The following is a 26199-nucleotide window of genomic DNA, read 5'->3' on the forward strand; positions in this document are numbered from 1 at the left end:
GGATGCGCGAAAGGTCATGCGCGGTGAGACTTTCGAACCGACTATCAAGATATATCTCGAACGGTCCTGACACCGGAAAGCTGCGATATATCTTGAGCGCATCGTGATACAGAAGGATGATACGATGTTTGCACATATGCATGGCCGCGGTGGACGCGGTTGCGGGCCGCGGGGCGGCGGGGAATGGTCGCGGGGCCCGTTCGCGGTGCGCTGGGACTTCGGGCGTGGCGATCCGCGCGAGGACGGCCGTGGCGGCGGTGGCCGGCGACGGATGTTCGACGGCGGCGAGCTGCGGCTCGTGCTGCTCAGGATGATCGCCGACGAGCCGCGCCACGGCTACGAACTCATCAAGGCGATCGAGGAGCTGACCGGGGGCGCCTATGCGCCCAGCCCCGGGATGGTCTATCCGGCGCTGACGATGCTCGCCGAGATGGAGCTGATCGCCGAACAGCCGTCGGAGACCGCGCGCAAACGCTTCGTCGTGACCGGGGCAGGGACGGCGCACCTCGCCGAACATGCCGAGCAGGTCGCGGCGCTGATGGCACGGCTGGCCGAGGTCGGCGCGCACCGCGCGCGCAGCGACCGCGCGCCGATCCGCCGGGCGATGCGCAACCTGCGCACCGTGCTGCAGAACCGGCTGGAGGCGGACGACCTGTCCGAAGACGCCTCGCACGCGGTCGCCGAACTGATCGACGAGGTCGTGCGCAAGATCGAGCGGCTGAAATGAGCGTCTCGGTCGCACGCGTGCCGACGGGGTCGGCCAGCCGCTATCTCCAGCAGCTCGCCAAGCACTGGAGCCACAAGATGGAGGTGAGCTTCACACCCGAGGAAGGGAGCATCGTCTTCCCCAACGGATCGGTGCTGGCGATGCGGGCGGACAGCGACAGCCTCGATCTGGTGCTGACCGTGCCGGAGGGCGAGGACGATGCGCGGATGCAGGGCGTGGTGGCGAGCCACCTCGACCGGTTCGCGTTTCGCGAGGCGCCGCTGACGTTCGACTGGCGGGCGGGGTGAGCGTGTCGGGGGGGCGTGCGCCTCAAATCTCCTCGTCACCCCGGACTTGTTCCGGGGTCTACTCCGCGGCGAGGCAAGCGGCTTGAGGTGGGAGCGATACGCCCGCGGGACGGTGGACCCCGGAACAAGTCCGGGGTGACGGGGGATGCGTTGAAAGTGTCGCCGCCCGGTAAGTCGGCCTACCCCCCGTGCAACTCCATATACGTGTCCAGCACCGTCTGGTTCGCGGTATCCCACAGATAGCCGGCGGCGCGGGCGTGGCCTGCGTCGCCCATCGCCGCCTTCAGCGCCGGATCGGCGACGATCCGCGCGATCGCATCGGCATAGCCGGTCACGTCCTTGGGCTCGACCAGGAAGCCGGTGACGCCGTCCTCGACCAGGTCGACCGCGCCGGTCGCGCGCGCGGCGACGACGGGGACGCCGGCGGCCATCGCTTCGGTGGTGACGTTGCCGAACGTCTCGGTGATCGACGGGTTGAAGAACACGTCCATCGACGCGACCGCGCGGCCGAGATCGTCGCCCGACTGGAAGCCGGCGAAGATCGCGCCCGGCACCTGCTGCGCGAACCAGTCCTGCGCGGGGCCCTTACCGACCACCAGCACCTTGTGCGGCACGCCGCGGCGGGCGAGGTCCTTGGCGACCTTGGCGAAGACGTCGAGGCCCTTTTCCTTCACCAGCCGGCCGAGAAAGCCGATTGCGATGTCGGAATCGGCGATGCCGAGGCTGCGGCGCCACGCGTCATCGCGGCGCGCCGGCTTGAACCGGTCGTGGTCGATGCCGCGCGACCAGATGGTGATCGGGGTGGTCACGCCCCAGGCGCGCAGCTCCTCGCCCATGCTGGGGCTGGGCGGCATGACGCGATCGACCCGGTTGTAGAAGCGGGTCATGATCGCCTTGATGACCGGTTCGACGAAGCCGATCCGGTAATAGCGGAAATAGGTCTCGAAGCGGGTGTGGAACGAGGCGACGCTCGGCACGCCGTGCTTGCGAGCCCAGGTCACCGCGCCGTGGTTGAGGAATTCGGGCGCGGAGACGTGGACGATATTGGGAGCGAACGCCTCGAGATCCTCGCGTGTCGCCTTCGGCAGGTAACGGCCGAGGCGATATTCCTCGCGCCCGCCCGGCACGGGGATCGCGGGCACCGAGACGAGGTCGCCCGTCGGCGGAAAGGCGGGATGGTCGGTGGTCGGCGAATAGACGCGCACCGTCACGCCGCGGTCGAGCAGATGGCGCACGAGCAGGTTGAGCGCCTGGTTGGCGCCGTCGCGGGTGTAATTGTAGTTGCCGCTGAACAGCGCGACGCGAAGGTCCGACGGTTGCATGATGGTGCCGCCCATAGCGTCGCGAATGCGGCGTGACTATGTCGGCGGCCTTCCACGACGAGGGACGCGATGATGACCGATCTGTCCGACTTTCCGATCACGCGGCGCTGGCCCGCCGCGCATCCCGACCGGCTCCAGCTCTATTCGCTGCCCACGCCCAACGGGGTGAAGGTGTCGATCATGCTCGAGGAGATCGGCCTGCCGTACGAGGTGCACAAGATCGACTTCGCATCCGACGACCAGAAGTCGGATGCGTTCCTGTCGCTCAATCCCAACGGCAAGATCCCGGCGATCGTCGATCCGGACGGCCCGGGGGGCGAGCCGTTCGGGCTGTTCGAGAGCGGCGCGATCCTGCTGTACCTCGCCGACAAGACCGGGCAACTGGTGCCGGCCGATCCGGCGGGGCGCTGGCGGGCGATCCAGTGGGTGATGTTCCAGATGGGCGGCGTCGGGCCGATGTTCGGGCAGGTCGGCTTCTTCCACAAATTCGCCGGCAAGGACTACGAGGACAAGCGCCCGCGTGACCGCTACGTCGCGGAGGCCGCGCGGTTGCTCGGCGTGATGGACGCGGCGCTGGCGGGGAAAGACTGGTTCCTCGGGCATGACTATTCGATCGCGGACGTGTCGATGCTGGGCTGGGTCAACGGGCTGACCGGCTTTTACGGCGCGGGGGAGCTGGTCGGGTTCGAGCGGTTCGCGAATGTGGCCAAGTGGTTCGAACGCGGGCTGGCGCGGCCGGCGGTGCAGCGAGGGCTGAAGATACCGGGCTGATTGGTCCGCCGCCCGACCAACTCCCTCGTCACCCCGGACTTGGTCCGGGGTCCACTCTGCGGCGGGGCGCACGGCTCGTCATTGCGCGAGACGCCTGCGGGACGGTGGACCCCGGAACAAGTCCGGGGTGACGGAGGAGTTTGACGTGGCCTTGTCCCGGCTCTCGCAGGATTTTTGTTCCCTTCCCGTTCTCGTTTCGCTACACCGCCATCCATGGCGAAACCACAGAAGCGTTACGTGTGTCAGGCGTGCGGATCGGTGTCGCATCGCTGGGCGGGGCAGTGCGGCGATTGCGCCGAGTGGAACACATTGGTCGAGGAGGCGGGTACGGTCGTCACGCCGTTTCAGGCCAAGCACGACCTGCGTACCGGCGGTCGCACGGTGCAGCTGGTCGGGCTCGACGCCGATATCGTGCTTCCCGAACGGATGGCGACCGGCATTGCCGAGCTCGACCGGGCGCTCGGCGGCGGCTTCGTCGAGGGGTCGGCGACGCTGATCGGCGGCGATCCGGGCATCGGCAAATCGACCTTGCTGTTGCAGGCGGCCGCGAAGCTCGCGTTCGCAGGGCGCGGTGTCGCCTATGTCTCGGGTGAGGAGGCGGCGGACCAGATCCGGCTGCGCGCGCGGCGGCTGGGGCTCGGCAATGCGCCGGTGCAGCTGGCGGCGGCGACCTCGACGCGCGACATATTGACGACGCTGTCGATGGGGCCGCCGCCGGCGCTGCTGGTGATCGATTCGATCCAGACGATGCATTCCGACCTGATCGAGGGCGCGCCCGGCACGGTCAGCCAGGTGCGTGCGTCGTCGCAGGAACTGATCCGCTTCGCCAAGGAGCGCGGCACCGCGCTGGTGCTGGTCGGGCACGTCACCAAGGACGGGTCGATCGCGGGGCCGCGCGTGCTCGAACATATGGTCGATACCGTGCTGGCGTTCGAGGGCGAGCGCAGCCATCAGTATCGCATCCTGCGCGCGATCAAGAACCGATTCGGCGGGACGGACGAGATCGGCGTCTTCTCGATGCAGAGCGAGGGGCTGACCGAAGTGTCCAATCCGTCGGCGCTGTTCCTGACGCAGCGCGACGAGGGGGTGACGGGGACGACGGTGTTCCCCGCGCTGGAGGGGACGCGGCCGGTGCTGGTCGAGATCCAGGCGCTGGTCGTGCGGCTGGCGAGCGGCGCGACGCCGCGGCGTGCGGTGGTCGGCTGGGACAGCGGGCGCCTCGCGATGATCCTGGCGGTGCTCGAGGCGCGGTGCGGGCTGAGCTTCTCGAACGCCGAGGTGTATCTGAATATTGCGGGTGGGTATCGCGTGCAGGACCCGGCGGCCGATCTGGCGGTGGCGGCGGCATTGGTGTCGGCGCTGTCGGAGCGGCCGGTGCCGATCGATGCGGTGGCGTTCGGCGAGGTCGCACTGTCGGGCGAAGTTCGTCCTGTGGCACACGGCGCGCTGCGGTTGAAGGAGGCGGGCAAGCTGGGGTTCGAACGCGCGCTGGTGCCGAGCGCGGTGGCGAAGGACGAGAATGCGCTGCGCCTGACCGGCTTCGCGACGCTCGGTGCGTTCGTGGAGCATATGCTGGGACGGTGACGGGGCCGGGCGCTCCGCCTCACCCTCACCCTATCGACGGCTTCGCCGTCTCTTCCCTCTCCCGATGGGAGAGGGAGGGAGGCGCGTAGGGGTCCCATGAAAGTAATACTTTCATGGGTGCCCCGAAGCGCCGGAAGGGTGAGGGCGAAGGGAATATCTCGTGTGCGTCTCCCGTGCCACCGGGACTAGCGGCATCGCCCCCGCATCCCTATTCCCGAATGCATGGCGCTGACCGCACTCGATATCATCGTTCTCCTCTGCGTCGCGGGTGCGGCGCTGCTCGGGCTCAAGCGGGGCTTCGTGACCGAGGTGCTGTCGCTGTTCGCCTGGGTGGCGATCGTCGCGATGCTCAAGCTGTTCCACGTCGCGCTCGCCGCCAAGCTGTCTGCGGTGATCGGCACGCCGTCGGGCGCGGCGGTGGCGGCGTTCGCGCTGATCGCGGGGGGCACCTATATCGGCGGCAAGCTGGTCGCCAATGCGATCGGCAAGCGGACGCGGCAGTCGATCCTGGGGCCGGTCGATCGCGCGCTGGGCTTCGGCTTCGGCGCGTTGAAGGGGCTCATCATCGCCAGCCTCGGCTTCCTCGTCGCCGCCTTGCTGGTCGATACCGCGCGCGGCGGGCCGGCGCGGCGGCCCGAATGGATGACCGCGTCGCGGACGTACAATCTCCTCAATGCGACGAGCGCGGGGATCGCCGATTTCGTCGACCGCCGCCGTCGCGGACAGCCGGTGTTCGGGTCGCGGCAGAGCGTGGAACAGGCCGACAGCATGGGTAACGCGCAATGAATGCTCCGCTCTACAATGCCGAGATCCTGCGGCTGGCGGCGTCGATCCCGCATCACACGCGGCTCGACCATGCGCAGGCGAGCGCGGAGAAGCGCTCGCCGATCTGCGGCAGCCGGGTGACGGTGGACGTCGGCGTCGGCGACGACGGGCGGGTGAGCGAGGTCGGGTTGCTGGTGCGGGCGTGCGCGCTGGGGCAGGCATCGGCGTCGCTGCTCGGCGCCGCGATCCTCGGCAGGACGCCCGAGGAACTGGCGGCGGCGCGCGATGCGCTGACCGCGTGGCTGGCGCGCGCGGGGGATATGCCCGACTGGCCGGGCCTCGCCGTGTTCCAGCCGGCGCTCGATTATACCGCGCGGCATCCGTCGATCCGGCTGGCGTTCGAGGCGGCGGCGGAAGCGGCCTTCGCCGCACGCGAGGCGCACGCGCATGCATGAGGCGGCACACGACGTGTCGATGCTTCGCGATGGCGTGATCCTGCTCGGCTCCGGCCTCGCCTTCGTGCTGCTGTTCCGCAAGCTCGGACTGGGTGCGACGCTGGGCTTCCTCGTCGCCGGCGCGGTCGTCGGGCCGCATGTGCTGGGCGTGGTCGGCGATGCCGAATCGAAGATGGGGATCGCCGAACTCGGCATCACGCTGCTGCTGTTCGTCGTCGGGCTGGAGCTGAACCCGACGCGATTGTGGCGGATGAAGCAGGAGATTTTCGGCCTCGGGCTGATGCAGGTCGTCGGTTGCGGGCTGGCGATCACCGCGGTGGTGTGGGGCTTCGCGCATTTCTCGGTCCCCGCGGCGTTCGCGCTGGGGCTGCCGCTGGCGCTGTCGTCGACCGCGCAGGTGCTACCGATGCTGCAATCCTCGGGGCGGATGCGGACGCCGTTCGGCGAGCGGGCGTTCTCGATCCTGCTGTTCCAGGACCTGTCGATCGTGCCGCTCATCACGATCGTCGCGGCGATGAGCCGCAATCCGGCGGATGCCAACGGCCCGCCGGGGTGGCTGCTGGCGCTGTATACCGTCTTGGCGGTCGGCGGGCTGATCCTCGCCGGGCGTTTCCTGCTGCGGCCGCTGTTCCGGCTGATCGGCAATCTCGGCGAGCGCGAGATGTTCGTCTTCGCCGCGCTGTTCACCGTCATCGCCAGCGCCGCGGTGATGGAGGCGCTGGGGCTGTCGACGGCATTGGGCGCGTTCATCGCGGGCGTGATGCTGGCGGACAGCCCCTATCGGCACGAGCTGGAGGCGGACGTCGAGCCGTTCCGGTCGATCCTGCTCGGCCTGTTCTTCCTCGCGGTCGGCATGATGCTCAACCTGCAGGCGATCGCCGAACGGCCGGTGTTCGTCGCGCTGATGGCGCTGGCGCTGATCGCGACCAAGACCGGGGTCATCATGGCCATCGGCCTCGCGTTCCGGATGACGTGGCGCAGCGCGCTGGCGCTCGGGTTGCTGCTCAGTCAGGGCGGCGAGTTCGGCTTCGTGCTGTTCGCACAGGCGCAGGCCGGGCTGCTGATCGCGCCCGACGCTGCCAGCCTGTTCGGCGCGATCATCACGCTGTCGATGGCGACGACGCCGTTCCTGATGGGCGCGACGCGCAAATTCCGCGAGGAGCCGGTGGCGAAGGACCAGGCGCGTGACGGCCCCACGGCGGACGGCGCCAATGCGATCATCGTCGGCTATGGGCGGTTCGGTCAGACCGTCGGGCAGATGCTGCTGGCGCAGGGCATTCCGGTGACGCTGATCGACACCGATATCGAGATGATCGACATCGCCGGGGAGTTCGGCGCCAAGGTCTATTACGGCGACGGCACCCGCCTCGACCTGCTGCGACAGGCCGGCGCGGCGGACGCGGAGCTGATCCTGTTCTGCATCGACGGCGACCAGATCCAGCCCGATATGCTGGAGGGCGTGAAGGAGGCGTTCCCCAATGCCGCGATCTACGTGCGCGCGTTCGACCGTCGCGCGCTGGTCAGGCTGAAGGCGGCCTCGTCGGTGTTCGTCGTGCGCGAGGTGCTCGAATCGGCGGTGAAGATGGCGCGCGTCGCGATGCGCGATCTCGGCATCGCCGGTGCCGAGATCGACCGTGCCGAAGAGACGTACCGGTCGCGCGACAAGGAACGGCTGCGCATCCAGATCGAGGCGGGCGACCTGCGCGCCGCCCGCGCGATGGTCGCCGAACAGCAACCCTGGGGGAATGATCCGCGATGATCCTCGGTATCCTGGTGGCGCTGGCCGGCGCCATCGCGGTCGCGGCGGGCGCGTTCGGCGCGCATGGCGCGAGCGGCCCGGCGGCGGAATGGCTGAAGATCGGCGCGCATTACCAGCTGATCCACGCGGTCGCGGCGCTGGTCGCGATCCGCTTCGACGCGCGCGGGCCGGGCTGGCTGTTCGTCGTCGGCGGCGCGATCTTCGCCGCGACGCTCTACCTGATGGCGCTGGGCGCGCCGCGCTGGTTCGGCGCGATCACGCCGATCGGCGGCGCGCTGCTGATCGCGGGCTGGCTGTGGCTGGCGTGGACGATGCGGGGGGCTTGAGGGGGTTGTACCCATTCATGGCTGCTAACGCCCATTCCCAGCCGTTCCAGCGTCAGTCGTCAAAAATCAATGCGGGACGATGTGGTAATGCATCCTGATCCCAATAAACGGGCGTCTGATCGGTTCTTTAGTATACGAGGTTTCCCTGCGGCCTGCTCGGCTTCGGTGGCTTGGGCGGGCGCAGACCGACTGCGAGAAAGTCGGCATAATCGGCCTTTAAGTTGAGCGTTGTCCTATAGCATTCTAGCATGGCATCGTGGAATACACCGGATATAGACCAGAATTTCTTTCCCGCGACCGTTGAAAAAAACTCTCTGACTCTGCCGATCTCATCCGAAGACAGAGCGTAGGCAAGATCGTTGATGACACAATCTGCTACAAGTCCATCGGATTTGTGCAAATCAGCAGGGACATGCCGCGCGATAATGGGCTTCAACTGGTCAAATTTGGTTAGCCATCGGCTAACAGAGCCTCGTTTCGTGTAGATGACCTGGATGCCTACTTCGGCGAGCGCGCCGGACGCGGCCATCCCGACCGCCCTATCAATAGCCGAACGCCTTTCCGCCTCCGACGGTGCATTATCTCGCCAAAGCGCAACCGCAGCCAAGTAGCTCTCCTTGGGAGGGGGAGGAACAGGAGGAGCGGAAGCTGCTTGCAGCAACAAGGCCAGTGCGATCATGACGTATGTATCACGTATGAGGCGGCTGGCCGCAACGTCTGCTTCGCCTCTGGGCCAGCGCAAAGGTGCCTGTCGGCTCACCACCGAACCACGCCCTCACCGCTTCTTCCGGCACGCGTCCGAACAATAAACGACCGCGTCCCAGTCCTTCGCCCATTTCTTGCGCCACGCGAACGGGCGGTTGCAGGCCGGGCAGACCTTCGTCGGCAGATTCTGCTTGGCGATGCCGTTGGGCATCAGCGGGGCTGGGCGTCGAGGAAGGTTTCGACGGTGGCGAGGTCGACCGTCTTGTCGAGGTAGGTTTGGCCGATGCCGCGCGCGAGCAGGAAGGGGAGGGTGCCCGCCGCCATCTTCTTGTCGTGGCGCATGTGGTCGACGAGGCGGGCGCCACTGGCGGTGATGCCCGAGGCGGCGAGACCGTCGGGGAGGCCGACGGCGCGCCAGTGGGCGGCGACGCGGGTGGCGTCCCCGGGCGGGCAGATGCCCTGCGCGGCGGAGAAGGCGAAGGCGAGGGCGCAGCCGGCGGCGACGCCTTCGCCGTGGATCAGGCTGCCGTCGAAGCCGGCCTCCGCCTCCAGCGCATGGCCGAAGGTGTGGCCGAGGTTGAGGAGGGCGCGGGTGCCGTTGGTTTCATGCTCGTCGGCGGCGACGATGCGCGCCTTGGCGGCGACGGCGTGGGCGATGGCGTAATGGCGCGCGTCCGGGTCGCCGGCCAGCAGCGCCGCGCCATTTGCCTCGCACCAGGCGAAGAAGGCGGGATCGTCGATCAGGCCGTATTTGACGACTTCGGCATAGCCGGCGCGAACCTCGCGCAGGGGCAGCGTGTCGAGCACCGACGGGTCGATCAGGACGAGCGAGGGCTGGTGAAAGGCGCCGATGAGGTTCTTGCCGGCGCGGGTGTTGATCGCGGTCTTGCCGCCGACCGAGCTGTCGACCTGCGCCAGCAGGGTGGTGGGGATCTGGACGAAGCCGCAGCCGCGCTTGAGGATGGCGCAGGCGAAGCCGACGAGGTCGCCGATCACGCCGCCGCCCAGTGCCACGACATGGTCGCCGCGCTCGACGCCGAGTTGGAGCAGCCGGTCACACAGCTCGGTAAGATGCGTCCAGCTTTTGGTCGTCTCGCCCGGCGGCAGCACGATCGCCTCGCTGGCGAGGCCGGCGTCGGCGAGCGCGGCCTGCAGCGTCGCCAGATGCGGACGGACGTTCTCGTCGGTGACGATGGCCATCGTCCGGCCGCGGGCGAGCGGCGCGAGGTGTTCGGCGGCGCGGGCGAGCAGCCCCGCCTCGATCAGGATCGGATAGCTGCGCGTCCCCAGATCGACGGTGATGCGTGTCATGCCGGTGCCGCGCCCGCGCTGGAACCGTCGCGGATCGCCTTCAGGATCGCGTTGACCGTGGTTTCGTGCGGCGTCTTGTTGCTGGTGATGTGGATATGCGCCTCGGCATAGATGGGATTGCGGATCGCGGCGAGCTCGGCGAGCACCTGTCGCGGGTTCTTGCCGCGCAGCAGCGGGCGGGTGTCGCGGCGGCCGACGCGCTCGGCGAGCACGTCGGGATGCGCGTGGAGCCAGATCGCGGTCGACTGGCCGAGGATCAGCGCGCGCGTGTCGGCGTTGATGAACGCGCCGCCGCCGGTCGCGATCACCTTGGGCGTGCCGTCGATCAGCCGGGCGATGACGCGGCGTTCGCCGTCGCGGAAATAGGGTTCGCCGAAACGTTCGAAGATCTCGGCGACGGTCATCCCCGCCGCTTCCTCGATCGCATGGTCGGCATCGACGAAGGGCAGGCGCAGGCGGGCGGCGAGGCGCCGGCCGACGGTCGATTTGCCGACCCCCATCAGCCCGACGAGCACGATCGCCCGCGACGTGGCGGTGCGGTCGGGTCCGGCGGAGGGGGAAGCGCTTTGCAACATGGCCGGGTGCGCTATACAGCGGGTCAGGACGGGGCAAAAGCTCCGGTTCGCGTTTCCGTGTCGCAAGGTCTTCTATGTCGCGCTTCGTCCTTTCCGTCATCGTCGTCCTCGTGGTGGTGGTCGGCGGCCTGTTCCTACTCGCCGGCCGCGCGTCCGAGCGGCCGCAGACCCATGTCGAAAAGGCCGTGACGCTTGCCAACCTCAGCTAGAGCGCGGCTGCTCTCGCTGGCGCGGGGCGGCGCGGTCCTGACGATCGCGGTCGCCGCGCTGAACGCTTATGGCGCGGCGAACGGACAGGAGCGTCCCGAATCGATCCTGCCGCCGGGCTTCGGCGAACCGGCGGCGCAGCCCACCGCGCGGGCCACGACGAGCGCGCCGCGACCCGCCGCGACCGGGGCAGCGCCGGCGCCGGCGGCGACCGGCTTCGTCCAGCCGTTGCCGACGGACACGCCGACGCCGACCGCCAGTGCGACGCCCACGGCCACGCCGACGGTCGATCCCGACGTGCTGGCGCAATATGAGATGCCTGAATTCGCGCGCCGCTCGCTCGACCGGATCGGACCGGCAGGCCCGCGCGAGGGCGCGCTGGGACCCGAGGCGTTCCGCGGTGCGGACGGCGGCTTCGTCGAGGGGCTGATGCGGCGGGTCGCCGCGCCGCTGCCGTCGCGCTGGCTGTCGATCCTGTTGCGGCGGACGCTGGTCGCGCAGCTCGATACGCCCGAAAAGCTCAACGGCGCCGATTTCGCCGCCGAGCGCGCGTGGCTGCTGCTGCGGATGGGCGAGGCGGTGGCGGCGCGCGCGGTCGTGCAGAGCGTCGACAACGCGGATTACACGCCGAAACTGTATCAGGTCGCGATGAACGCGGCGCTGGCGACGGGTGATCCGGCGGAATTGTGCGGGATCGCCGACGCCGGGCTTGCCGCGACGCGCGAGCGCGGCTGGACGCTGGCGCAGGCGATGTGCGCCGGCCTCGCTGCCGAGCCGGCGCGCGCTAAGGCGCTGCTGACCGCGGCGCGGCGGCGCAATGTCGCGAGCGGGATCGACCTGCAACTGGCGCAGAAGGTCGTCGGCGCGGCGCCGGGCGGCGGGCAGGCGGTGACGATCGAATGGGCGGGCGTCGGCGACCTGACCGCGTGGCGCTTCGGCCTTGCCGCGGCGACCGGCGTGACGATCCCCGACGAGCTGTTCGATGCGACCGGGCGGCAGGCGCGCTACTGGTATGCGCTGGCACCGGGTATCCCGCTCGCCGACCGGATCGGTGCGGCGGATGCGGCGGCGGGGCAGGGCGTGCTGTCGGCCGCGGCGCTGGTCGACCTCTACAGCGCGGTCGATGCCGCCAACGACATGCCCGCCGCGGCGAGCGGCACCGCCAACGACCTGCGCACCGCTTATGTCGGCAACGACGTGGATGCGCGGCTGGCCGCGATGCGGCAGTTGTGGGGTGTCGCCGACAAAGCGGGCGGCGAGCCGCCCTATGCGCGGCTGGTGCTGACCGCGCGCGCCGCGGCGCGGCTGCCGGTGCGGACGGGGATCGAGGAGGCGCCCCTGCTGGTCGCGTCGATGCTGACCGCGGGGATCGATCGCGGCGCGGCGCGCTGGCGCGGGGCGGTGGACGAGGGCAGCGACGCCTGGGCGATGATCGCGCTCGCCGATCCCGACGCGGGCGGGCGGCTGAGCTATCGCCAATTGTCCTCCTATGCGGGCCGCGGCGATGCGGCGCTGAAGCAGAGACTGTTCTTCGCCGGGCTGGCGGGGCTCGGGCGGCTGGCGCCCGACGATATCGAGCGGGCCGCCGAGGCGCTGGACGTGCGGATCGGTGCGCAGAACGCCTGGACGCGCGCGATCGATCGCGCCGCGGCGGAGGGGCAGCAAGGCAATGTCGTGCTGCTCGCCGCGATCGGCATGCAGACGCCGGCGTGGCGTGGCGTGCCGCCGGCGATGCTGTATCGCATCGTCGGGGCGCTGCGCGCGGTCGGGCTGGAAGGCGAGGCGCGGATGATCGCGGCGGAGGCGCTGGCGCGGGTTTGAGCGATTCGGCGCTGATCGAGCGGTTCCTCGAGATGCTCGGTGCGGAGGCCGGTGCGGCGGCGAACACGATCGCCGCCTATCGCAGCGACCTGATGCTGGCGTCCGCGGCGGTGCCGGACGGGCTGGTCGCGGCGGGCGAGACGCAGTTGCAGGCGCTGGCCGAAGGCTGGGCCACGCTGGCGCGCAGCACGGTGGCGCGCAAATCGGCGGCGTTGCGGCGATTCTATGCGTTCCTGCTCGACGAGGGGCATCGCGGCGACGATCCGGGCAAGGCGCTGCCAAGGCCGGGGACGGCGCGGGCGCTGCCCAAAGTGCTGGGTCGCGCCGACGTCGACCGCTTGTTCGCGGCGATCGCCGAGCGAACCAGTGCGACGCATCCGCTGCCCAACGACCTGCGGCTCGCGGCGTTGGTCGAGCTGCTCTACGGATCGGGGCTGCGCGCGACCGAGCTGGTCAGCCTGCCGCGCAACGCGATCCATCCCGACCGCCCGTTCCTGATCCTGAAGGGCAAGGGTGGGCGCGAACGGCTGGTGCCGATCTCCGACCGCGCGCGCGCCGCGGTGGCGGCGTGGCGGACGCATGTCGCGGTCGATCGCGCATGGCTGTTCCCGTCGGGCAAGGGGCATCTGACGCGGGTGCGGCTGTACCAGCTGGTCAAGGCGCTGGCGGCGGAGGCGGGGGTGTCGCCCGACCGGGTCAGCCCGCACGTGCTGCGCCATGCCTTCGCGACGCATCTGCTCGCCGGTGGTGCCGACCTGCGCGCGCTGCAATCTATGCTGGGCCATGCCGATATCGCGACGACCGAGATCTACACGCATGTCGATGCCAGCCGGCTGGTCGAGCTGGTCAACACGCGCCATCCGCTCCGCGACATGCCTTCGCGTTGACGCGGGGCCGCGGCGTCCTTAACCGGCGGCACTATGGCGAGCTTCCTCGAATTCGAAAAACCGATTGCCGAACTGCAGGGTCGGATCGACGAACTGAGCGCGACCGCGGCGGACGGCACGATCGACATCGCCGCCGATCTGGCGCGGCTGCAGGCGAAGTCCGACAAGCTGCTTCGCGATACCTTCGCGAAGCTGACGCCGTGGCAGAAGACGCAGGTCGCGCGGCATCCCGAACGGCCGCATTTCAAGGATTACGTTGCCGGGCTGTTCGATGAATTCGTGCCGCTGGCGGGCGATCGCGCGTTCGGCGACGATCAGGCGATCATGGGCGGCTTCGCGACCTTCCGCGGGCGCAAGGTCATGGTGCTGGGGCATGAGAAGGGCTCCGACACCGCGACGCGCCTCCGGCACAATTTCGGCATGGGCAAGCCCGAGGGGTATCGCAAGGCGATCCGTCTGGTCGGGCTGGCCGAGCGGTTCGGCCTGCCGGTGGTGACGCTGGTCGATACGATGGGCGCCTTCCCCGGCATCGAGGCGGAGGAGCGCGGGCAGGCCGAGGCGATCGCGCGCTCGACCGAGGCGTGCCTGGCCGCCGGCGTGCCGGTCGTCGCGGCGATCGTCGGCGAGGGTGGATCGGGCGGCGCGGTGGCGCTGGCGGCGGGCAATCGCGTGCTGATGTTCGAACACGCCATCTATTCGGTCATCAGCCCCGAAGGCTGCGCGTCGATCCTGTGGCGCACCGCGGACAAGGCGGCGGACGCGGCCGAGGCGATGCGGGTGACCGCGCAGGATCTCAAGGGCTTCGGCGTGATCGACACGATCGTGCCCGAGCCGCTGGGCGGCGCGCACCGCGATCCGGCGGAGGCGACTCGCCTGCTGGGCGATGCGGTGGCCGAGGCGCTCGATTCGCTGGCGAACCGCGATGCACAGACGCTGCGGCGGGAACGGCGCGAGAAGTTCCTGGCGATGGGGCGGCTGTAGCGCCACTTCCGTCATCGTCGGCGCCTAACGAAAGAGGGGCGGCGGAACCGATGTTCCGCCGCCCCGGTACTTTCAGTCGAACGACGCGCTCTTACGTGGCGGTCATGTTCGACGAAACGTTGTTGAAGGTCTTGGTGAGCTTCGAGCCCAGACCCTGCATGGCAGCAATCGCGGCGACGGCGATCAGCGCGGCGATCAGGCCGTACTCGATGGCGGTCGCGCCCTTGCTGTTCTTGATGAACTTGCGAATCGTCTGCATTCCGGTCTCCATTATTCGAAACTTCAGTCACCCGGCTGAACCGGTGAACCGGAGCAGCGCGATCATGATTAGCCGTACGAGGTTGCCAAAGGTTTAAGGCCGAATCGCTTTTTTCGGGGCGACGGGCGCCTGGGTTCACTTGGCGCTGATGACCTTGGTGCTGACGTCGGTCCACATGCCGACCGTGACGCCGGCGAGCCCCTTCAGCGCGACGATCATGACGACGACGATCATCGCCAGGATCAGCCCGTATTCGACCGCGGTCGCACCCCGGACGTCACGCAGGGCTGGCGTCAACCGCCCGAACAGGCGACGGAGAAGCGGGTGACGCGATGTCATGCGATCCGCCATAATGGGGAAGGCTTAAGGAATGGCTGACGATGGGGCCGCACCGGCGGCAATGCCGCTGCGGCTGATGCCGGTGGTGGCCGCCGCGCTGATCGACGGCGAGGGGCGGGTGCTGCTGCAACGCCGGCCGCCGGGCAAGCAGATGGCCGACCTGTGGGAATTTCCCGGCGGCAAGATCGAACCGGGCGAGACGCTGGAAGGTGCGCTGGTCCGCGAACTGGCCGAGGAGCTGGGCATCGCGGTGGACGCCGGGGCGCTGACGCCGCTGACCTTCGCCAGCGCGGGGCTGGGCGAGCGGCACCTGCTGCTGTTGCTCTACACGATCCGCGACTGGCGGGGCACGCCACGGGCGCTGGAGGCGAGCGCGCTCGCCTGGGTCAGGCCGGCGGCGATGCGTGCGCTCGCCATGCCGCCCGCCGACTTGCCGCTGGTCGCGATGCTGGAACGGCTGCTGCAAATCGGCGGTTGACGGTCGCGGGAAAACCGATCATCAGCCGCCCTCCCGCGTCGAGGCCCGATGGCGGAGTGGTGACGCAGAGGACTGCAAATCCTTGCACCCGGGTTCGATTCCCGGTCGGGCCTCCAACGAGTGCGCGCGTCAGGGCGTCGCGTCGTCGATCCCGCCGTCCGTCATCCTCACCCGCGCGACGTCGCGCGGCAGCAGCATCGGGCGCAGGCGGATGCCGAGGCAGATCACCGTCGGCCAGAACAGGGTGTTGAGCACGTCCGACGTCGTATCCGCCCAGCGCCACGAACCGAAGTTGAGCCGGTCCATCACCTCGTTGAACGTTTCGGCGAGGAGCACGAACGACCATGGCACGAAGCTGCCGAGCGAACGGCGGGTGACGAGGCGGGCGAGCATCAGCACCGCCAGCCCCGCATGGATGTGCAGGATCGTATCGGGCAGGCCGGTGCCGTCGCCGATCCAGTCGATGAACTTGTGATAGGTCGCAGGGATCATGGCCGCGTCCTTACCCGCTACCACACGCGCTGGCCATGCGCGACATCGGCCGCAACCGACGCTTGGCGCGGCGGAACGCGCGCGATACAAGCCGGTCTGTCACGAAGTGTATTGCGCACATAATACGGTTGTGCGAGAGGGGTCATCATGAACATCAGCCTCGACAACATCATGCCGGATGGCGCCGCGTCGGAAACGATGCGGCACGCGATGGTCGCGAGCCAGCTGCGCACCAATGCGGTCAGCGACCAGCGCGTGCTCGTCGCGATGAATACGCTGCCGCGCGAGGCGTTCGTGCCCGCCGCGCAGCGTGCGATGGCGTATCGGGACACCGCGCTGCCGGTCGCCGGCGGCCGGGCGATCAACCTGCCGATGGTCACCGGCCGGCTGCTGACCGAAGCCTATCTGGAAAAGGGCGATCGCGTGCTGCTGATCGGCGCCGCGGGTGGCTATGCCGCCGCGATCCTGGCGCAGATCGTCGCCGAGGTCGTCGCGGTCGAGGAGGATGCCTCGCTCGCCGCGCTGGCGCGCGAGGCGCTGGCGGGCACGGCGAACGTGCGCGTCGTCGAAGGACCGCTCGGCGCCGGTGACGCAGAGGGTGCGCCCTATGACGTGCTGGTGATCGACGGGGCGATCGAGCACGTTCCCGATGCATTGGTCGGACAGGTCAGGACCGGCGGCCGCGTCGTTACCGGGCTGGTCGAGCGCGGCGTCACGCGGCTGGCGAGCGGGCGCAAGACCGATGGCGGATTCGGCCTGTCGCCGTTCCTCGACAGCGATTGCGTGATCCTGCCGGGCTTTTCCAGTCCACAGCGTTTCAGGTTCTAGTAGATGGGCGACGGGGGGATGATGCGCGGACTGTTGCTGGGGGGCGCGGCACTGGTGGGGCTGGCTGCACCGGCGGGCGCCGAAACGCTGCGCGAGGCGCTGGCCAAGGCCTATGCATCGAACCCGACACTGACCGGGCAGCGCGCGGCGCTGCGCGCGACGGACGAAAGCGTGCCGATCGCGCGTGCCAGCGGCCTGCCGGGTGTCAACGCGACCGGGCAGATCACCGACAATGTCCTGCAGGCGAACAACAACTTCCTCAATCCCGAGCGCAACGGGCAGGGATCGCTCAACCTGTCGGTGCCGCTGTATCAGGGCGGCGCGGTGCGCAATTCGGTGCGCGCGGCCGAAACGCGGGTCGATGCCGGCCGCGCGACGCTGCGCGGGACGGAGGCGAACACCTTCACCAACGTCGTCGCCGCCTATATGAACGTGATCCGCGACGAGGCGATCACGGGGCTGAACCAGCAGAACGTCCGCGTGCTCGAGGTCAACCTGCGCGCCAGCCGTGATCGCTTTCAGGTCGGCGACCTGACCCGCACCGACGTCGCGCAGTCGGAGGCACGGCTGGCGCTCGCCCGCGCGCAGCTGCAACAGGCCGAGGCGCAGCTGATCTCCAGCCGCGAAAACTACATCCAGGTGGTGGGATCGCCGCCGGTCGCGCTCGAAGAGCCGCCGGTGCTGCCCAATCTGCCCACTTCGCCGACCAATGCGGTGAGCGAGGCGCTGGGCAAGAACCCCAATCTGATCGCCGCGCGGCGACAGGCGGATGCGACGCGCTACGACATCGGCGCCGCCAAGGCGGGGCGGTTGCCGCGGGTGTCGGCAGTAACCGGCGCGAACTATTTCAACTATCTGGGATCGCTGCCTAATTCCAGCATCTCACCCAATTCCGGCACCTCGGCATCGGCGGGGTTGCAACTGACGCTGCCGCTGTTCCAGGGCGGGCGGCCGGGCGCGCAGGTGCGGCAGGCGGAGGCGCAGCGCAGTCAGGCGCTGGAGCTGGCGACCGCGACCGAGCGTGCGGTGATCTCGCAGACGCGTTCCGCCTATGCGGTATGGCAGTCGTCGCAGCAGGTGATCGCATCGTCCGAAACCGCGGTGAACGCCAACAAGCTGAGCCTGGAGGGCGTGCGCGCCGAGAACAGCGTCGGCACGCGCACCATCCTCGACATCCTCAACGCCGAACAGGAATTGCTCAACAGCCAGGTGACGCTGGTGACGGCGCGGCGCGACGCCTATGTCGCGGGCTTCGCGCTGCTCGCCGCGATGGGCGATGCCGAGGCGCGCGACCTGGGGCTCGACGGCGGCGCGCTGTACGACCCGACGGTGAACTACAAGCGCGTGCGGAACCGGATCAACGATTTCGCCAGCGACGGCGAGCCCGCACCGGTGGCGACGACCACCGCGCAGACGCCGCCGCAGACCGCGACCGTCACCAAACCGCTCGACCCGCTGCTCGATACGCCGGTTGACAGAAGCCCCGCATTAACCACAGGTGCGTCCTCGCCGAACCGCCAATAAGGGCGCTTGCAGACGGGCAGGGACGTAAAAGGGCCATGGGGGATATGAGCGCCGAACCGTCGATGGAAGAGATCCTTTCGTCGATCAAACGGATCATCGCCGAAGAAGGCGAGGGCACGCAGGCGCGCAGCCGCCGCCCGCGCGCGGTGCCGCAGCCGATCGAGCCCGAGCCCGAAGAGGTGCTGGAGCTGAGCGACCCGATGCCGCAGCCCGTGGCGCAGCGCGAGCTGCCGCCGCAGCGCGAACCGGAGCCCGAACCCGCGTCTGCTCCGCGGGTGCAGGCGGCGCCCGCACCGCCGCCGCACGCCGCCGCGCCGCAACCTGCGCGCGCGGCACCCGTTCAACCTGCGATGACCGACGAACCGATCCTGTCGCAACGCACCGCCGCCGCCAGCCTCGGCTCGCTCGAGACGCTGAGCAAGCTGCTCGTCAAGCCCGAGCCGGAGAGCGACGGGACACTGGAGGGCCTGGTGCGCGAGATGCTGCGCCCGATGCTGCGCGAATGGCTGGATGCCAATCTGCCCGAGATGGTCGAGACGATGGTCGCGCGCGAGATCGCGAAGATTACTGCGCAGATGCGCTGAGGGGGTTTTCCTCTCTGCCCTCACGCGTCATCCCCGCGGAGGCGGGGATCCATAATCACTACCGTCGGTGACTCGAGCCGAAGCGTCAGCCAGTATGGATCCCCGCCTGCGCGGGGATGACGAATGTGAGCGAGGAGAGCCGTTGCTCCCGCCCCGCGATCGGCATACCCTCCGCCCCATGAAGACCCTCCTCGCCGCGAGCCTGCTCGCCACCGCCGCGCTGACCGCGCCTGCCGCCGCCCGCCAGCTGACCATCGATGACGTCTCCACCCTCAGCCGTATCGGCGCGCCGACCGTTTCGGCGGACGGCAAGTGGCTGGTATGGGCACAGCGCGAGACCGATCTCGCCGCCAACCGCGGCCGCTACGACCTGTGGCGGCTCGACCTGTCGCGCAAAGGCGCAAAGCCGGAACCGCTGCTCAACGAGGCGGAGGTCAACGAGAATGCGCCGCAGATCGTCGGCCAGACGGTCTATTTCCAGTCCGACAAGGGTGGCGACGATGCGATCTGGTCGGTGCCGGTCACCGGCGGTGCGCCGAAGAAGCTGACCGGGTTCCAGGGCGGGCTGGGCGGCTTCAAGGTGTCGCCCGCGGCGGACAGGATCCTCGTCTGGGCCGATCGCAAGCCCAATGCGCCGAGCCTTGCCCCCGCGGTCGAGAAGAAGGACCCCAACGCAGGCGAGGGCCGCGTCTACGACAAGCTGTTCGTGCGCCATTGGGACACCTGGGTCGACGGCACGCATTCGCAGCTGTTCGTCCTGCCGCTGACCGCCGCGGGCGCGCCGGGCGACGGCGTCGCGATCGAGCACGGGCTCGACGGCGATGCGCCTTCGCGTCCCTTCGGCGGGGCTGAGGAAGTGTCGTGGAGCGCGGATGGCAAGACCGTCTATTTCGCGCTGCGCGTCGCGGGCAACACGGAGCCGCTGTCGACCAACCTCGACATCTGGTCCGCCCCCGCCGACGGTTCCGCCGCGCCGGTCAATCTGACCGAGGGCAACACGGCGACGGACAATCTGCCGACCGTCTCGCCCGACGGGCGCAGCCTGGCCTGGTTCGCGATGAAGCGGCCGGGGTTCGAGGCCGACCGGCAGGTGCTGATGCTGCGCGATCTCGCCACAGGGCAGGTGCGCAGCCTGACCGAAAGCTGGGACCGGTCGGTCGGCTCGATCGCCTGGTCGCCCGATTCGAAGCGCATCTACGTCACCGCGCAGGACACGCAGGAAAACCCGCTGTTCAGCGTCGATCCCGCCACCGGCAAGGTGACGCGGCTGACGCAACAGGGGCATGTCTCCGCGGTCGTGCCGACGCCGAAGGGCGCGGTGGTGGCGATGAACAGCCTGACCGCGCCCGACGATTTCTACAGCGTGCCCGCAAAGGGCAAGGTCGCGCGGTTGACTGAGGTCAACGCCGCGAAGCTCGCCGGGATCGACATGCCGACCGTCACCCGGTTCGGCTTCACCGGCGCCAACAACGATACCGTCCGGGGCTATGCGGTGAAGCCCTATGGCAGCACGGGCAAGGTGCCGATCGCGTTCATGGTCCATGGCGGGCCGCAGGGGTCGAGCGACAACAGCTGGTCGTACCGCTGGAACCCGGCGGTGTTCGCCGGCGCGGGCTACGGCCTCGTCGCGGTCGATTTCCATGGGTCCACCGGCTACGGCCAGGCCTTCACCGATGCGATCAGCAACAATTGGGGCGGCTGGCCGCTCGACGATCTGAAGGCGGGGCTGAAGGCCGCGACCGACAGGTTCGGCTGGCTCGACGCGAACAACGCCTGCGCGCTCGGTGCTTCCTACGGCGGCTATATGATGAACTGGATCGAAGGCCAGTGGCCCGATCGCTTCAAGTGCATCGTCCAGCACGACGGCGTCTTCGACGCGCGCGCGATGGCGTACGAGACCGAGGAACTGTGGTTCGACGAATGGGAACATGGGCAGAAGGCCTATTACGAGGACCCCGCCGCGTTCGAGAAATGGAACCCGGTCAACCACGTCCAGAACTGGAAGACGCCGCAGCTGGTCATCACCGGCGAAAAGGACTTCCGCATCCCCTACACGCAGGGGCTGGCGGCGTTCACCGCGCTCCAGCGCCGCGGCATCCCGTCGCGGCTGCTGGTCAACCCCAACGAGAACCATTGGGTGCTGAAACCGCGCAACTCGCGGCAATGGTATCGCGAAGTGCTCGGCTGGATGGACCGCTGGACGAAGGACGCCCGCTAGGCGGCGCGATACCGGGGGAGGCGGGGGTGGATCTCCCGTTCCTCCCAGTCCATCCGGGTGCGAAGCCGTTTCTGCAACGCCAGCACCGCGTTGCGATATCCGTGCCAATCCGTCTTGATCCGCGGCGGCGTCCAGGCGCTGACGTGCGCGCTGTAATCGCGGAACAGCGCCTTCAGGTCGGCCGATCCCTTCAGCCGCTTTGGATCATTGCCCAGCGCGATGAGCGCCGCCTTCTCTTCGGCGACCATATGTGCCTGGAACAGCTGCGAGAAGGCGACGCGGTCGCGGTGCAGCGAGGCATCGAACGCATCGGGGCCCTGGGCCATCATCGTGGCGAAGCGATGCATGATCGCACGCAGTTCGTCGTGGTCGTGGTGCAGGTCGCGCGACATGGGCAATCGAATCCTTGATCCGGATCGCCTTAAAATGGCGGGGTTAAGCGGTCGTATACCGCGATGGGATCGGGCCGGCTTCTCAGCGGCGCGCCGTGTGGCTACAGGCGGGCCATGACCGAGCTTCCCAAGACCTTCGACCCCGCCGCCATCGAATCGCGCTGGTATGCGCATTGGGAGGACAAGGGCCTGTTCCGTCCCGACCGGCCGCACGCCGAGCCGTGGACGATCGTGAACCCGCCGCCCAACGTCACCGGCAGCCTCCACATCGGCCATGCGCTCGACAATACGTTGCAGGACATCCTGACGCGGCATGCGCGGCTGAAGGGCAAGGACGCCTTGTGGGTGGTCGGCACCGACCATGCCGGCATCGCGACGCAGATGGTCGTCGAGCGGCAGATGGCGCTGCGCCAGCAGAAGCGCACCGATTTCAGCCGCGAGGAGTTCGTCGCCAAGGTCTGGGACTGGAAGGCGGAGAGCGGCGGCGAGATCACCCGCCAGCTGCGGCGCCTGGGCTGTTCGATGGACTGGGCGAACGAGCGGTTCACGATGGACGAGGGCTTTTCGAAGGCCGTGCTCAAGGTCTTCGTCGAGCTGCACCGGCAGGGCCTGCTCTATCGCGACAAGCGGCTGGTCAACTGGGACCCGGGCCTCGGCACCGCGATCAGCGACCTCGAGGTCGAGACACGCGAGATCAAGGGGCATTTCTGGCGCCTGCGCTACCCGCTCGCCGACGGATCGGGCTTCATCGAGGTGGCGACGACGCGGCCCGAGACGATGCTCGCCGACATGGCGGTCGCGGTCCATCCCGACGACGCGCGCTACACCGCGCTGATCGGCAAGCAGGTGCGGTTGCCGATTACCGGCCGGCTGATCCCGATCGTCGCCGACGAGCATGCCGACCCCGAACTGGGATCCGGTGCGGTGAAGATCACGCCGGGCCACGACTTCAACGATTTCGAGGTCGGTCGCCGCGCGGGGATCGAGGCGCGCGACATGCTCAACATGCTCGATGCCAAGGCGCAGGTCGTGCAGACGCGTGACGGCCTGATCCCCGCCGACCTGCTGGGCCTGACGACGGCCGACGCGCGCAAGGCGGTCGTGAAACGGCTCAAGGCGGACGGAGTCCTGATCCCGCACGTCGACAAGGACGGCGAAACGCACGACGCCGAACCGCGCACGATCCAGACGCCCTATGGCGACCGGTCGGGCGTGGTGATCGAGCCGTGGCTGACCGACCAATGGTATGTCGACGCCGCGACGCTGGCCAGGCCGGCGATCGAGGCGGTGCGCAGCGAGGCGATCAAGATCGTCCCCAAGACCTGGGAAAAGACCTTCTTCAACTGGATGGACAATATCCAGCCGTGGTGCGTATCCCGCCAATTGTGGTGGGGCCACCAGATCCCGGCGTGGTTTGGGCCTAAAATAGAAACGAATGGTAGCCGCACATACGATGGAGCCAATGGAAATTTTGCTATCTTCGTTGGTGAAACCGAGGAAGAGGCTTTAGCTCAAGCACGCCTGCATTACGTCGATGATGTGGAAGTAGTGGATAGTGTTGCTGATGCGTACCTCAAGGGTATTAACGAACCGGAGAAACATCCTTATCCAATGATCTGGCGCGATCCCGACGTCCTCGACACGTGGTTCTCCTCAGCACTTTGGCCGTTCGCGACGATGGATTGGCCGGAGAACAACGACCCGACGCTCGGCGGGCGTTATCCCAACGACGTGCTCATCTCGGGCTTCGATATCCTGTTCTTCTGGGACGCCCGCATGATGATGCAGGGCATCCATTTCATGAAGGATGTACCCTTCAGGACGCTCTACCTCCACGGCCTCGTCCGCGCCGCCGACGGCGCCAAGATGTCGAAGTCGAAGGGCAATACCGTCGATCCGCTCGGGCTGATCGACACCTACGGCGCCGACGCGCTGCGTTTCTTCATGGCGGCGATGGAGAGCCAGGGCCGCGACATCAAGATGGATGAGAAGCGGGTCGAGGGCTATCGCAACTTCGCGACCAAGCTGTGGAACGCCAGCCGCTTCTGCCAGGCGAACGGGATCGGCGCGAGCACCTCGCTCGACGCGCCCGCGGCGACGCTGCCGGTCAACAAATGGATCATCGGCGAGACGATCGCGACGATCCAGGCCATCGACCTTGCGCTCGCCGACCTGCGTTTCGACGCGGCGGCGGACGCGATCTACCAGTTCGTCTGGAGCCGGTTCTGCGACTGGTATCTCGAGCTCATCAAGCCGACCTTGGGCGAGGATGCGGCGACCTATCCCGACCATGCCGTGGAGACGCGCGGCGTGGCGGCGTGGGTGCTCGACCAGATCCTGGTGCTGCTCCACCCGTTCATGCCGTTCGTCACCGAGGAACTGTGGCACGCCAACCCGCGCGACCACGAGCTGATTGTCGCGCACTGGCCGCAGGCGGATGCGCGGAGCATCGATCCCGAGGCGATGGCCGACATCGACTGGCGTATCCGCCTGATCGGCGAGGTTCGCGCGGCCAAGAACGAGCTCGGCATCGCGCCGGGCGCGCCGATGACCGCCTATGTCCGCGATGCCGATGCGACGACGCAGCGGCGTTTGAACGGCGCCCATACGACGCTGCGCAAGCTCGCGCGGTTGCAGGACGTGTCGCAGGATGCGGCGCCGGCCGGCCCGGCGATCCAGCTGGTCGTCGACGAGGCGACCTATGTCATTCCGCTCGACGGCGTCATCGACCTCGATGCCGAGCGCGCGCGGTTGACCAAGGGCGTCGCGGCGGCGGAGAAGGAACGCGATGCGCTCGCCGGGCGGCTTGGTAACGCGAGCTTCGTCGAGCGGGCCAAGCCCGAGGCGGTGGACAAGGCGCGTGCCGATCATGCCGACAAGGCGGCGGAGGCCGAGCGGCTGTCCGCGGCGCTGGCGCGGCTGGGGTAACACGCTTGGTCTACCTCCCCCGTCACCCCGGACCTGGTCCGGGGTCCACCGTTCCGCACGCCCGCCGGCCGTTGGTTACGCGGACGGGTGGACCCCGGAACAAGTCCGGGGTGACGGAGGAAGGGTGGCAATGGTGGGCGGGTCCCTCCACCATCCTGCACGACCGACGATGAGGGGGAAGACCGATGGCCAAACCGAAGCGTGACCTGACGTCCGGCCCGATCGGCCGCACGCTGCTGCTGTTCGCGCTCCCTACCCTGGGGTCGAGCGTGCTCCAGTCGATCAACGGGTCGATCAACGCGATCTGGATCGGGCAGCTGCTTGGCGAGCGCGCGCTGGCGGCGACGACCAATGCGGGGCTGGTCATGTTCCTGCTGATCTCGGCGGTGTTCGGGTTCGGGATGGCGGCGACGATCCTGATCGGGCAGGCGATGGGGCGGCGCGATATCGACGGGATGCGGCGGGTGTTCGGCACCGCGTTCGGCCTGTTCGGCGTCCTGTCGGTGCTGGTCGTCGTCGTCGGCTGGTTCGCGGCGCCCGCGATCCTGACGACGCTGCGGACGCCCGCCGACGCCTATCCGCTGGCGCTCGCCTATCTGCGCGTCATCTTCGTCTCGATGCCGACGGGATTCCTGTCGGTGCTGTTGACGATGGCGCTGCGCGGCACCGGCGATTCGGTGACGCCGCTCAAGTTCATGGCGCTGGGGTCGCTAGTCGACGTGACGCTGAACCCGGTGCTGATCCGTGGCATCGGGCCGATCCCCGCGCTGGGGATCGAGGGGTCGGCGCTCGCCACCTTCATCGCCAATACCGTGTCCTTCGCGGCGTTGCTCGCCTTCGTCTACCGGCGCGATCTGGTGGTGCGGCTGCGCGGCAGCGAGTGGCGCTATCTGATTCCCGACCGCACCCTGCTGGGCCCCATCATTGCCAAGGGGATTCCGATGGGGCTGCAGATGCTGGTCGCGACCGGATCGGCGCTGGCGATGATCGGGCTGGTCAACGGCTATGGCACGACGACCACCGCCGCGTACGGCGCGGCGTCGCAGCTGTGGACCTATATCCAGATGCCGGCGATGTCGGTCGGCGCCGCGGTCAGCGCGATGGTCGCGCAGAATATCGGTGCCGGGCGCTGGGACCGGGTGGCGCGGATCACGCGGTCGGGGGTGATCCTGAACCTCGCGATGACCGCCGCGCTGATCGTGGTTCTCGCGCTGCTCGACCGTCTGGTGCTCGGGCTGTTTCTCGGCAGCGATGCCGGATCGATCGACCTTGCCGCGCATATCAACATCATCGGTTCGGCAAGCTTCCTGCTGTTCGGCGTGTCGATGGTGCTGTCGGCGACGGTGCGCGCCAACGGTGCCGTCGTCGGCCCGCTGGTGATCCTCGCCATCGCGCTGTTTCCGATCCGGCTGGGCCTCGCCTATGCGCTGGAGCCCGGCTGGGGCGCGGATGCGATCTGGTGGAGTTTCCCTGCGGGGTCGGCGGCGTCGATGGTGATGACGATCGCTTATTATCGCGCCGGCGGCTGGCGCAAGGGGCGGCTGATCCCGGCGGTCCAGGGCGAGGAGCATGCCAAGGCGGATTCCGAACCGACCGGCAAGCAGATGCCAGTGGGGTAGACCGCCCCTCGCACCGTTCGCCCTGAGCCTGTCGAAGGGCATGGAGACTCAGGCC

28 protein-coding genes and 1 tRNA gene are annotated in these 26199 nt (G+C 68.6%); 20 read left to right on the forward strand and 9 right to left on the reverse strand.

What is annotated here, in order from left to right:
- Window positions 1-124: 124 nt before the first annotated feature.
- Both M9979_RS10540 and M9979_RS10545 read left to right on the forward strand, forming a co-directional pair.
- On the forward strand, window positions 125-727 hold the full coding sequence (locus M9979_RS10540) for a PadR family transcriptional regulator (protein WP_254289319.1): 603 nt from the start codon (window positions 125-127) through the stop codon (window positions 725-727).
- A complete protein-coding gene (locus M9979_RS10545; RefSeq protein ID WP_254289320.1) occupies window positions 724-1014 on the forward strand; it encodes a DUF2218 domain-containing protein in 291 nt (96 codons plus the stop codon). Before M9979_RS10540 ends, M9979_RS10545 begins: the two co-directional genes overlap by 4 nt.
- Window positions 1015-1193: 179 nt before the next feature.
- On the opposite strand, the gene M9979_RS10550 is transcribed toward M9979_RS10545, so the two are convergent.
- The gene (locus M9979_RS10550; RefSeq protein ID WP_254289381.1) at window positions 1194-2336 is read right to left on the reverse strand and encodes a glycosyltransferase family 4 protein; all 1143 of its coding nucleotides are present in this window, start codon (window positions 2334-2336) and stop codon (window positions 1194-1196) included.
- A 72-nt stretch (window positions 2337-2408) separates the two neighbouring features.
- Between M9979_RS10550 and M9979_RS10555 the strand changes: the two genes are divergently transcribed.
- From M9979_RS10555 to M9979_RS10580, 6 genes are all read left to right on the forward strand, one after another.
- Entirely contained in the window at window positions 2409-3107 is a 699-nt protein-coding gene (locus tag M9979_RS10555; RefSeq protein WP_254289382.1) for a glutathione S-transferase family protein, read from the forward strand.
- Window positions 3108-3320: 213 nt separating this feature from the next.
- On the forward strand, window positions 3321-4691 hold the full coding sequence (radA, locus tag M9979_RS10560) for a DNA repair protein RadA (RefSeq protein ID WP_254289321.1): 1371 nt from the start codon (window positions 3321-3323) through the stop codon (window positions 4689-4691).
- Between the two features lie 222 nt (window positions 4692-4913).
- Entirely contained in the window at window positions 4914-5477 is a 564-nt protein-coding gene (locus M9979_RS10565; protein WP_254289322.1) for a CvpA family protein, read from the forward strand.
- Window positions 5474-5911 carry an iron-sulfur cluster assembly scaffold protein gene (locus M9979_RS10570; RefSeq protein WP_254289323.1) on the forward strand — a complete coding sequence of 146 codons (438 nt, stop codon included), beginning with the start codon at window positions 5474-5476 and terminating at the stop codon, window positions 5909-5911. Before M9979_RS10565 ends, M9979_RS10570 begins: the two co-directional genes overlap by 4 nt.
- Window positions 5904-7670, forward strand: a complete 1767-nt coding sequence (locus M9979_RS10575; protein WP_254289324.1) for a cation:proton antiporter domain-containing protein — start codon at window positions 5904-5906, stop codon at window positions 7668-7670. The genes M9979_RS10570 and M9979_RS10575 overlap by 8 nt, the downstream gene beginning before the upstream one ends.
- The gene (locus M9979_RS10580; RefSeq protein WP_254289325.1) at window positions 7667-7996 is read left to right on the forward strand and encodes a DUF423 domain-containing protein; all 330 of its coding nucleotides are present in this window, start codon (window positions 7667-7669) and stop codon (window positions 7994-7996) included. Before M9979_RS10575 ends, M9979_RS10580 begins: the two co-directional genes overlap by 4 nt.
- 127 nt (window positions 7997-8123) lie before the next feature.
- On the opposite strand, the gene M9979_RS10585 is transcribed toward M9979_RS10580, so the two are convergent.
- The 4 genes from M9979_RS10585 to M9979_RS10600 all read right to left on the reverse strand — a co-directional run bounded on the left by M9979_RS10585 (window position 8124) and on the right by M9979_RS10600 (window position 10587).
- Entirely contained in the window at window positions 8124-8675 is a 552-nt protein-coding gene (locus tag M9979_RS10585) for a hypothetical protein (RefSeq protein ID WP_254289326.1), read from the reverse strand.
- Window positions 8676-8771: 96 nt separating this feature from the next.
- Window positions 8772-8912 (reverse strand): DUF2256 domain-containing protein, encoded by a 141-nt coding sequence (locus tag M9979_RS10590; RefSeq protein ID WP_254289327.1) that lies wholly within the window; start codon window positions 8910-8912, stop codon window positions 8772-8774.
- Window positions 8912-10012: a 3-dehydroquinate synthase gene (gene aroB, locus M9979_RS10595; protein ID WP_254289328.1), complete on the reverse strand. Its 1101-nt coding sequence runs from the start codon at window positions 10010-10012 to the stop codon at window positions 8912-8914. Before aroB ends, M9979_RS10590 begins: the two co-directional genes overlap by 1 nt.
- On the reverse strand, window positions 10009-10587 hold the full coding sequence (locus M9979_RS10600) for a shikimate kinase (RefSeq protein ID WP_254289329.1): 579 nt from the start codon (window positions 10585-10587) through the stop codon (window positions 10009-10011). The genes aroB and M9979_RS10600 overlap by 4 nt, the downstream gene beginning before the upstream one ends.
- 74 nt (window positions 10588-10661) lie before the next feature.
- Between M9979_RS10600 and M9979_RS17235 the strand changes: the two genes are divergently transcribed.
- The 4 genes from M9979_RS17235 to M9979_RS10615 are packed head-to-tail and all read left to right on the forward strand — an operon-like array spanning window position 10662 to window position 14483.
- The gene (locus M9979_RS17235) at window positions 10662-10796 is read left to right on the forward strand and encodes a hypothetical protein (RefSeq protein ID WP_277998506.1); all 135 of its coding nucleotides are present in this window, start codon (window positions 10662-10664) and stop codon (window positions 10794-10796) included.
- Window positions 10780-12615, forward strand: a complete 1836-nt coding sequence (locus tag M9979_RS10605; RefSeq protein WP_254289330.1) for a hypothetical protein — start codon at window positions 10780-10782, stop codon at window positions 12613-12615. The genes M9979_RS17235 and M9979_RS10605 overlap by 17 nt, the downstream gene beginning before the upstream one ends.
- A 32-nt stretch (window positions 12616-12647) precedes the next feature.
- A complete protein-coding gene (locus tag M9979_RS10610) occupies window positions 12648-13502 on the forward strand; it encodes a tyrosine-type recombinase/integrase (RefSeq protein WP_254289383.1) in 855 nt (284 codons plus the stop codon).
- A gap of 33 nt (window positions 13503-13535) precedes the next feature.
- The gene (locus M9979_RS10615) at window positions 13536-14483 is read left to right on the forward strand and encodes an acetyl-CoA carboxylase carboxyltransferase subunit alpha (protein WP_254289331.1); all 948 of its coding nucleotides are present in this window, start codon (window positions 13536-13538) and stop codon (window positions 14481-14483) included.
- Between the two features lie 91 nt (window positions 14484-14574).
- Here M9979_RS10615 and M9979_RS10620 read toward each other — a convergent pair whose 3' ends face one another.
- The gene (locus M9979_RS10620) at window positions 14575-14742 is read right to left on the reverse strand and encodes a Flp family type IVb pilin (RefSeq protein WP_254289332.1); all 168 of its coding nucleotides are present in this window, start codon (window positions 14740-14742) and stop codon (window positions 14575-14577) included.
- Window positions 14743-14877: 135 nt separating this feature from the next.
- On the reverse strand, window positions 14878-15081 hold the full coding sequence (locus tag M9979_RS10625) for a Flp family type IVb pilin (protein WP_254289333.1): 204 nt from the start codon (window positions 15079-15081) through the stop codon (window positions 14878-14880).
- Window positions 15082-15112: 31 nt separating this feature from the next.
- Between M9979_RS10625 and M9979_RS10630 the strand changes: the two genes are divergently transcribed.
- Together M9979_RS10630 and M9979_RS10635 are read left to right on the forward strand one after the other, a co-directional pair.
- Window positions 15113-15559, forward strand: a complete 447-nt coding sequence (locus M9979_RS10630) for a (deoxy)nucleoside triphosphate pyrophosphohydrolase (RefSeq protein ID WP_254289334.1) — start codon at window positions 15113-15115, stop codon at window positions 15557-15559.
- Between the two features lie 42 nt (window positions 15560-15601).
- Window positions 15602-15675: transfer RNA gene (locus M9979_RS10635), tRNA-Cys, on the forward strand.
- A 13-nt stretch (window positions 15676-15688) separates the two neighbouring features.
- On the opposite strand, the gene M9979_RS10640 is transcribed toward M9979_RS10635, so the two are convergent.
- Window positions 15689-16051, reverse strand: coding sequence for a hypothetical protein (locus M9979_RS10640; protein ID WP_254289335.1), 363 nt, complete (start codon window positions 16049-16051; stop codon window positions 15689-15691).
- 147 nt (window positions 16052-16198) lie between these two features.
- Here M9979_RS10640 and M9979_RS10645 point away from each other — a divergent pair, with 147 nt between their 5' ends.
- The 4 genes from M9979_RS10645 (at window position 16199) to M9979_RS10660 (ending at window position 21205) form a co-directional block, all read left to right on the forward strand.
- On the forward strand, window positions 16199-16879 hold the full coding sequence (locus tag M9979_RS10645; RefSeq protein ID WP_254289336.1) for a protein-L-isoaspartate O-methyltransferase family protein: 681 nt from the start codon (window positions 16199-16201) through the stop codon (window positions 16877-16879).
- Window positions 16880-16897: 18 nt separating this feature from the next.
- Window positions 16898-18403 carry a TolC family outer membrane protein gene (locus M9979_RS10650; RefSeq protein ID WP_254289337.1) on the forward strand — a complete coding sequence of 502 codons (1506 nt, stop codon included), beginning with the start codon at window positions 16898-16900 and terminating at the stop codon, window positions 18401-18403.
- A 35-nt stretch (window positions 18404-18438) separates the two neighbouring features.
- A complete protein-coding gene (locus M9979_RS10655) occupies window positions 18439-18987 on the forward strand; it encodes a DUF2497 domain-containing protein (protein ID WP_254289338.1) in 549 nt (182 codons plus the stop codon).
- A gap of 178 nt (window positions 18988-19165) precedes the next feature.
- A complete protein-coding gene (locus tag M9979_RS10660) occupies window positions 19166-21205 on the forward strand; it encodes a S9 family peptidase (protein ID WP_254289339.1) in 2040 nt (679 codons plus the stop codon).
- Here the strand turns inward: M9979_RS10660 and M9979_RS10665 are convergent.
- Window positions 21202-21597 carry a hypothetical protein gene (locus M9979_RS10665; protein ID WP_254289340.1) on the reverse strand — a complete coding sequence of 132 codons (396 nt, stop codon included), beginning with the start codon at window positions 21595-21597 and terminating at the stop codon, window positions 21202-21204. The genes M9979_RS10660 and M9979_RS10665 overlap by 4 nt on opposite strands.
- Window positions 21598-21711: 114 nt before the next feature.
- Between M9979_RS10665 and M9979_RS10670 the strand changes: the two genes are divergently transcribed.
- Both M9979_RS10670 and M9979_RS10675 read left to right on the forward strand, forming a co-directional pair.
- Window positions 21712-24525, forward strand: a complete 2814-nt coding sequence (locus M9979_RS10670) for a valine--tRNA ligase (RefSeq protein WP_254289341.1) — start codon at window positions 21712-21714, stop codon at window positions 24523-24525.
- Between the two features lie 185 nt (window positions 24526-24710).
- On the forward strand, window positions 24711-26144 hold the full coding sequence (locus M9979_RS10675) for an MATE family efflux transporter (protein ID WP_254289342.1): 1434 nt from the start codon (window positions 24711-24713) through the stop codon (window positions 26142-26144).
- Window positions 26145-26199 lie beyond the last annotated feature (55 nt).

Origin of the sequence: Sphingomonas liriopis (assembly GCF_024211255.1) — a bacterium.
GTDB lineage: Bacteria > Pseudomonadota > Alphaproteobacteria > Sphingomonadales > Sphingomonadaceae > Sphingomonas > Sphingomonas liriopis.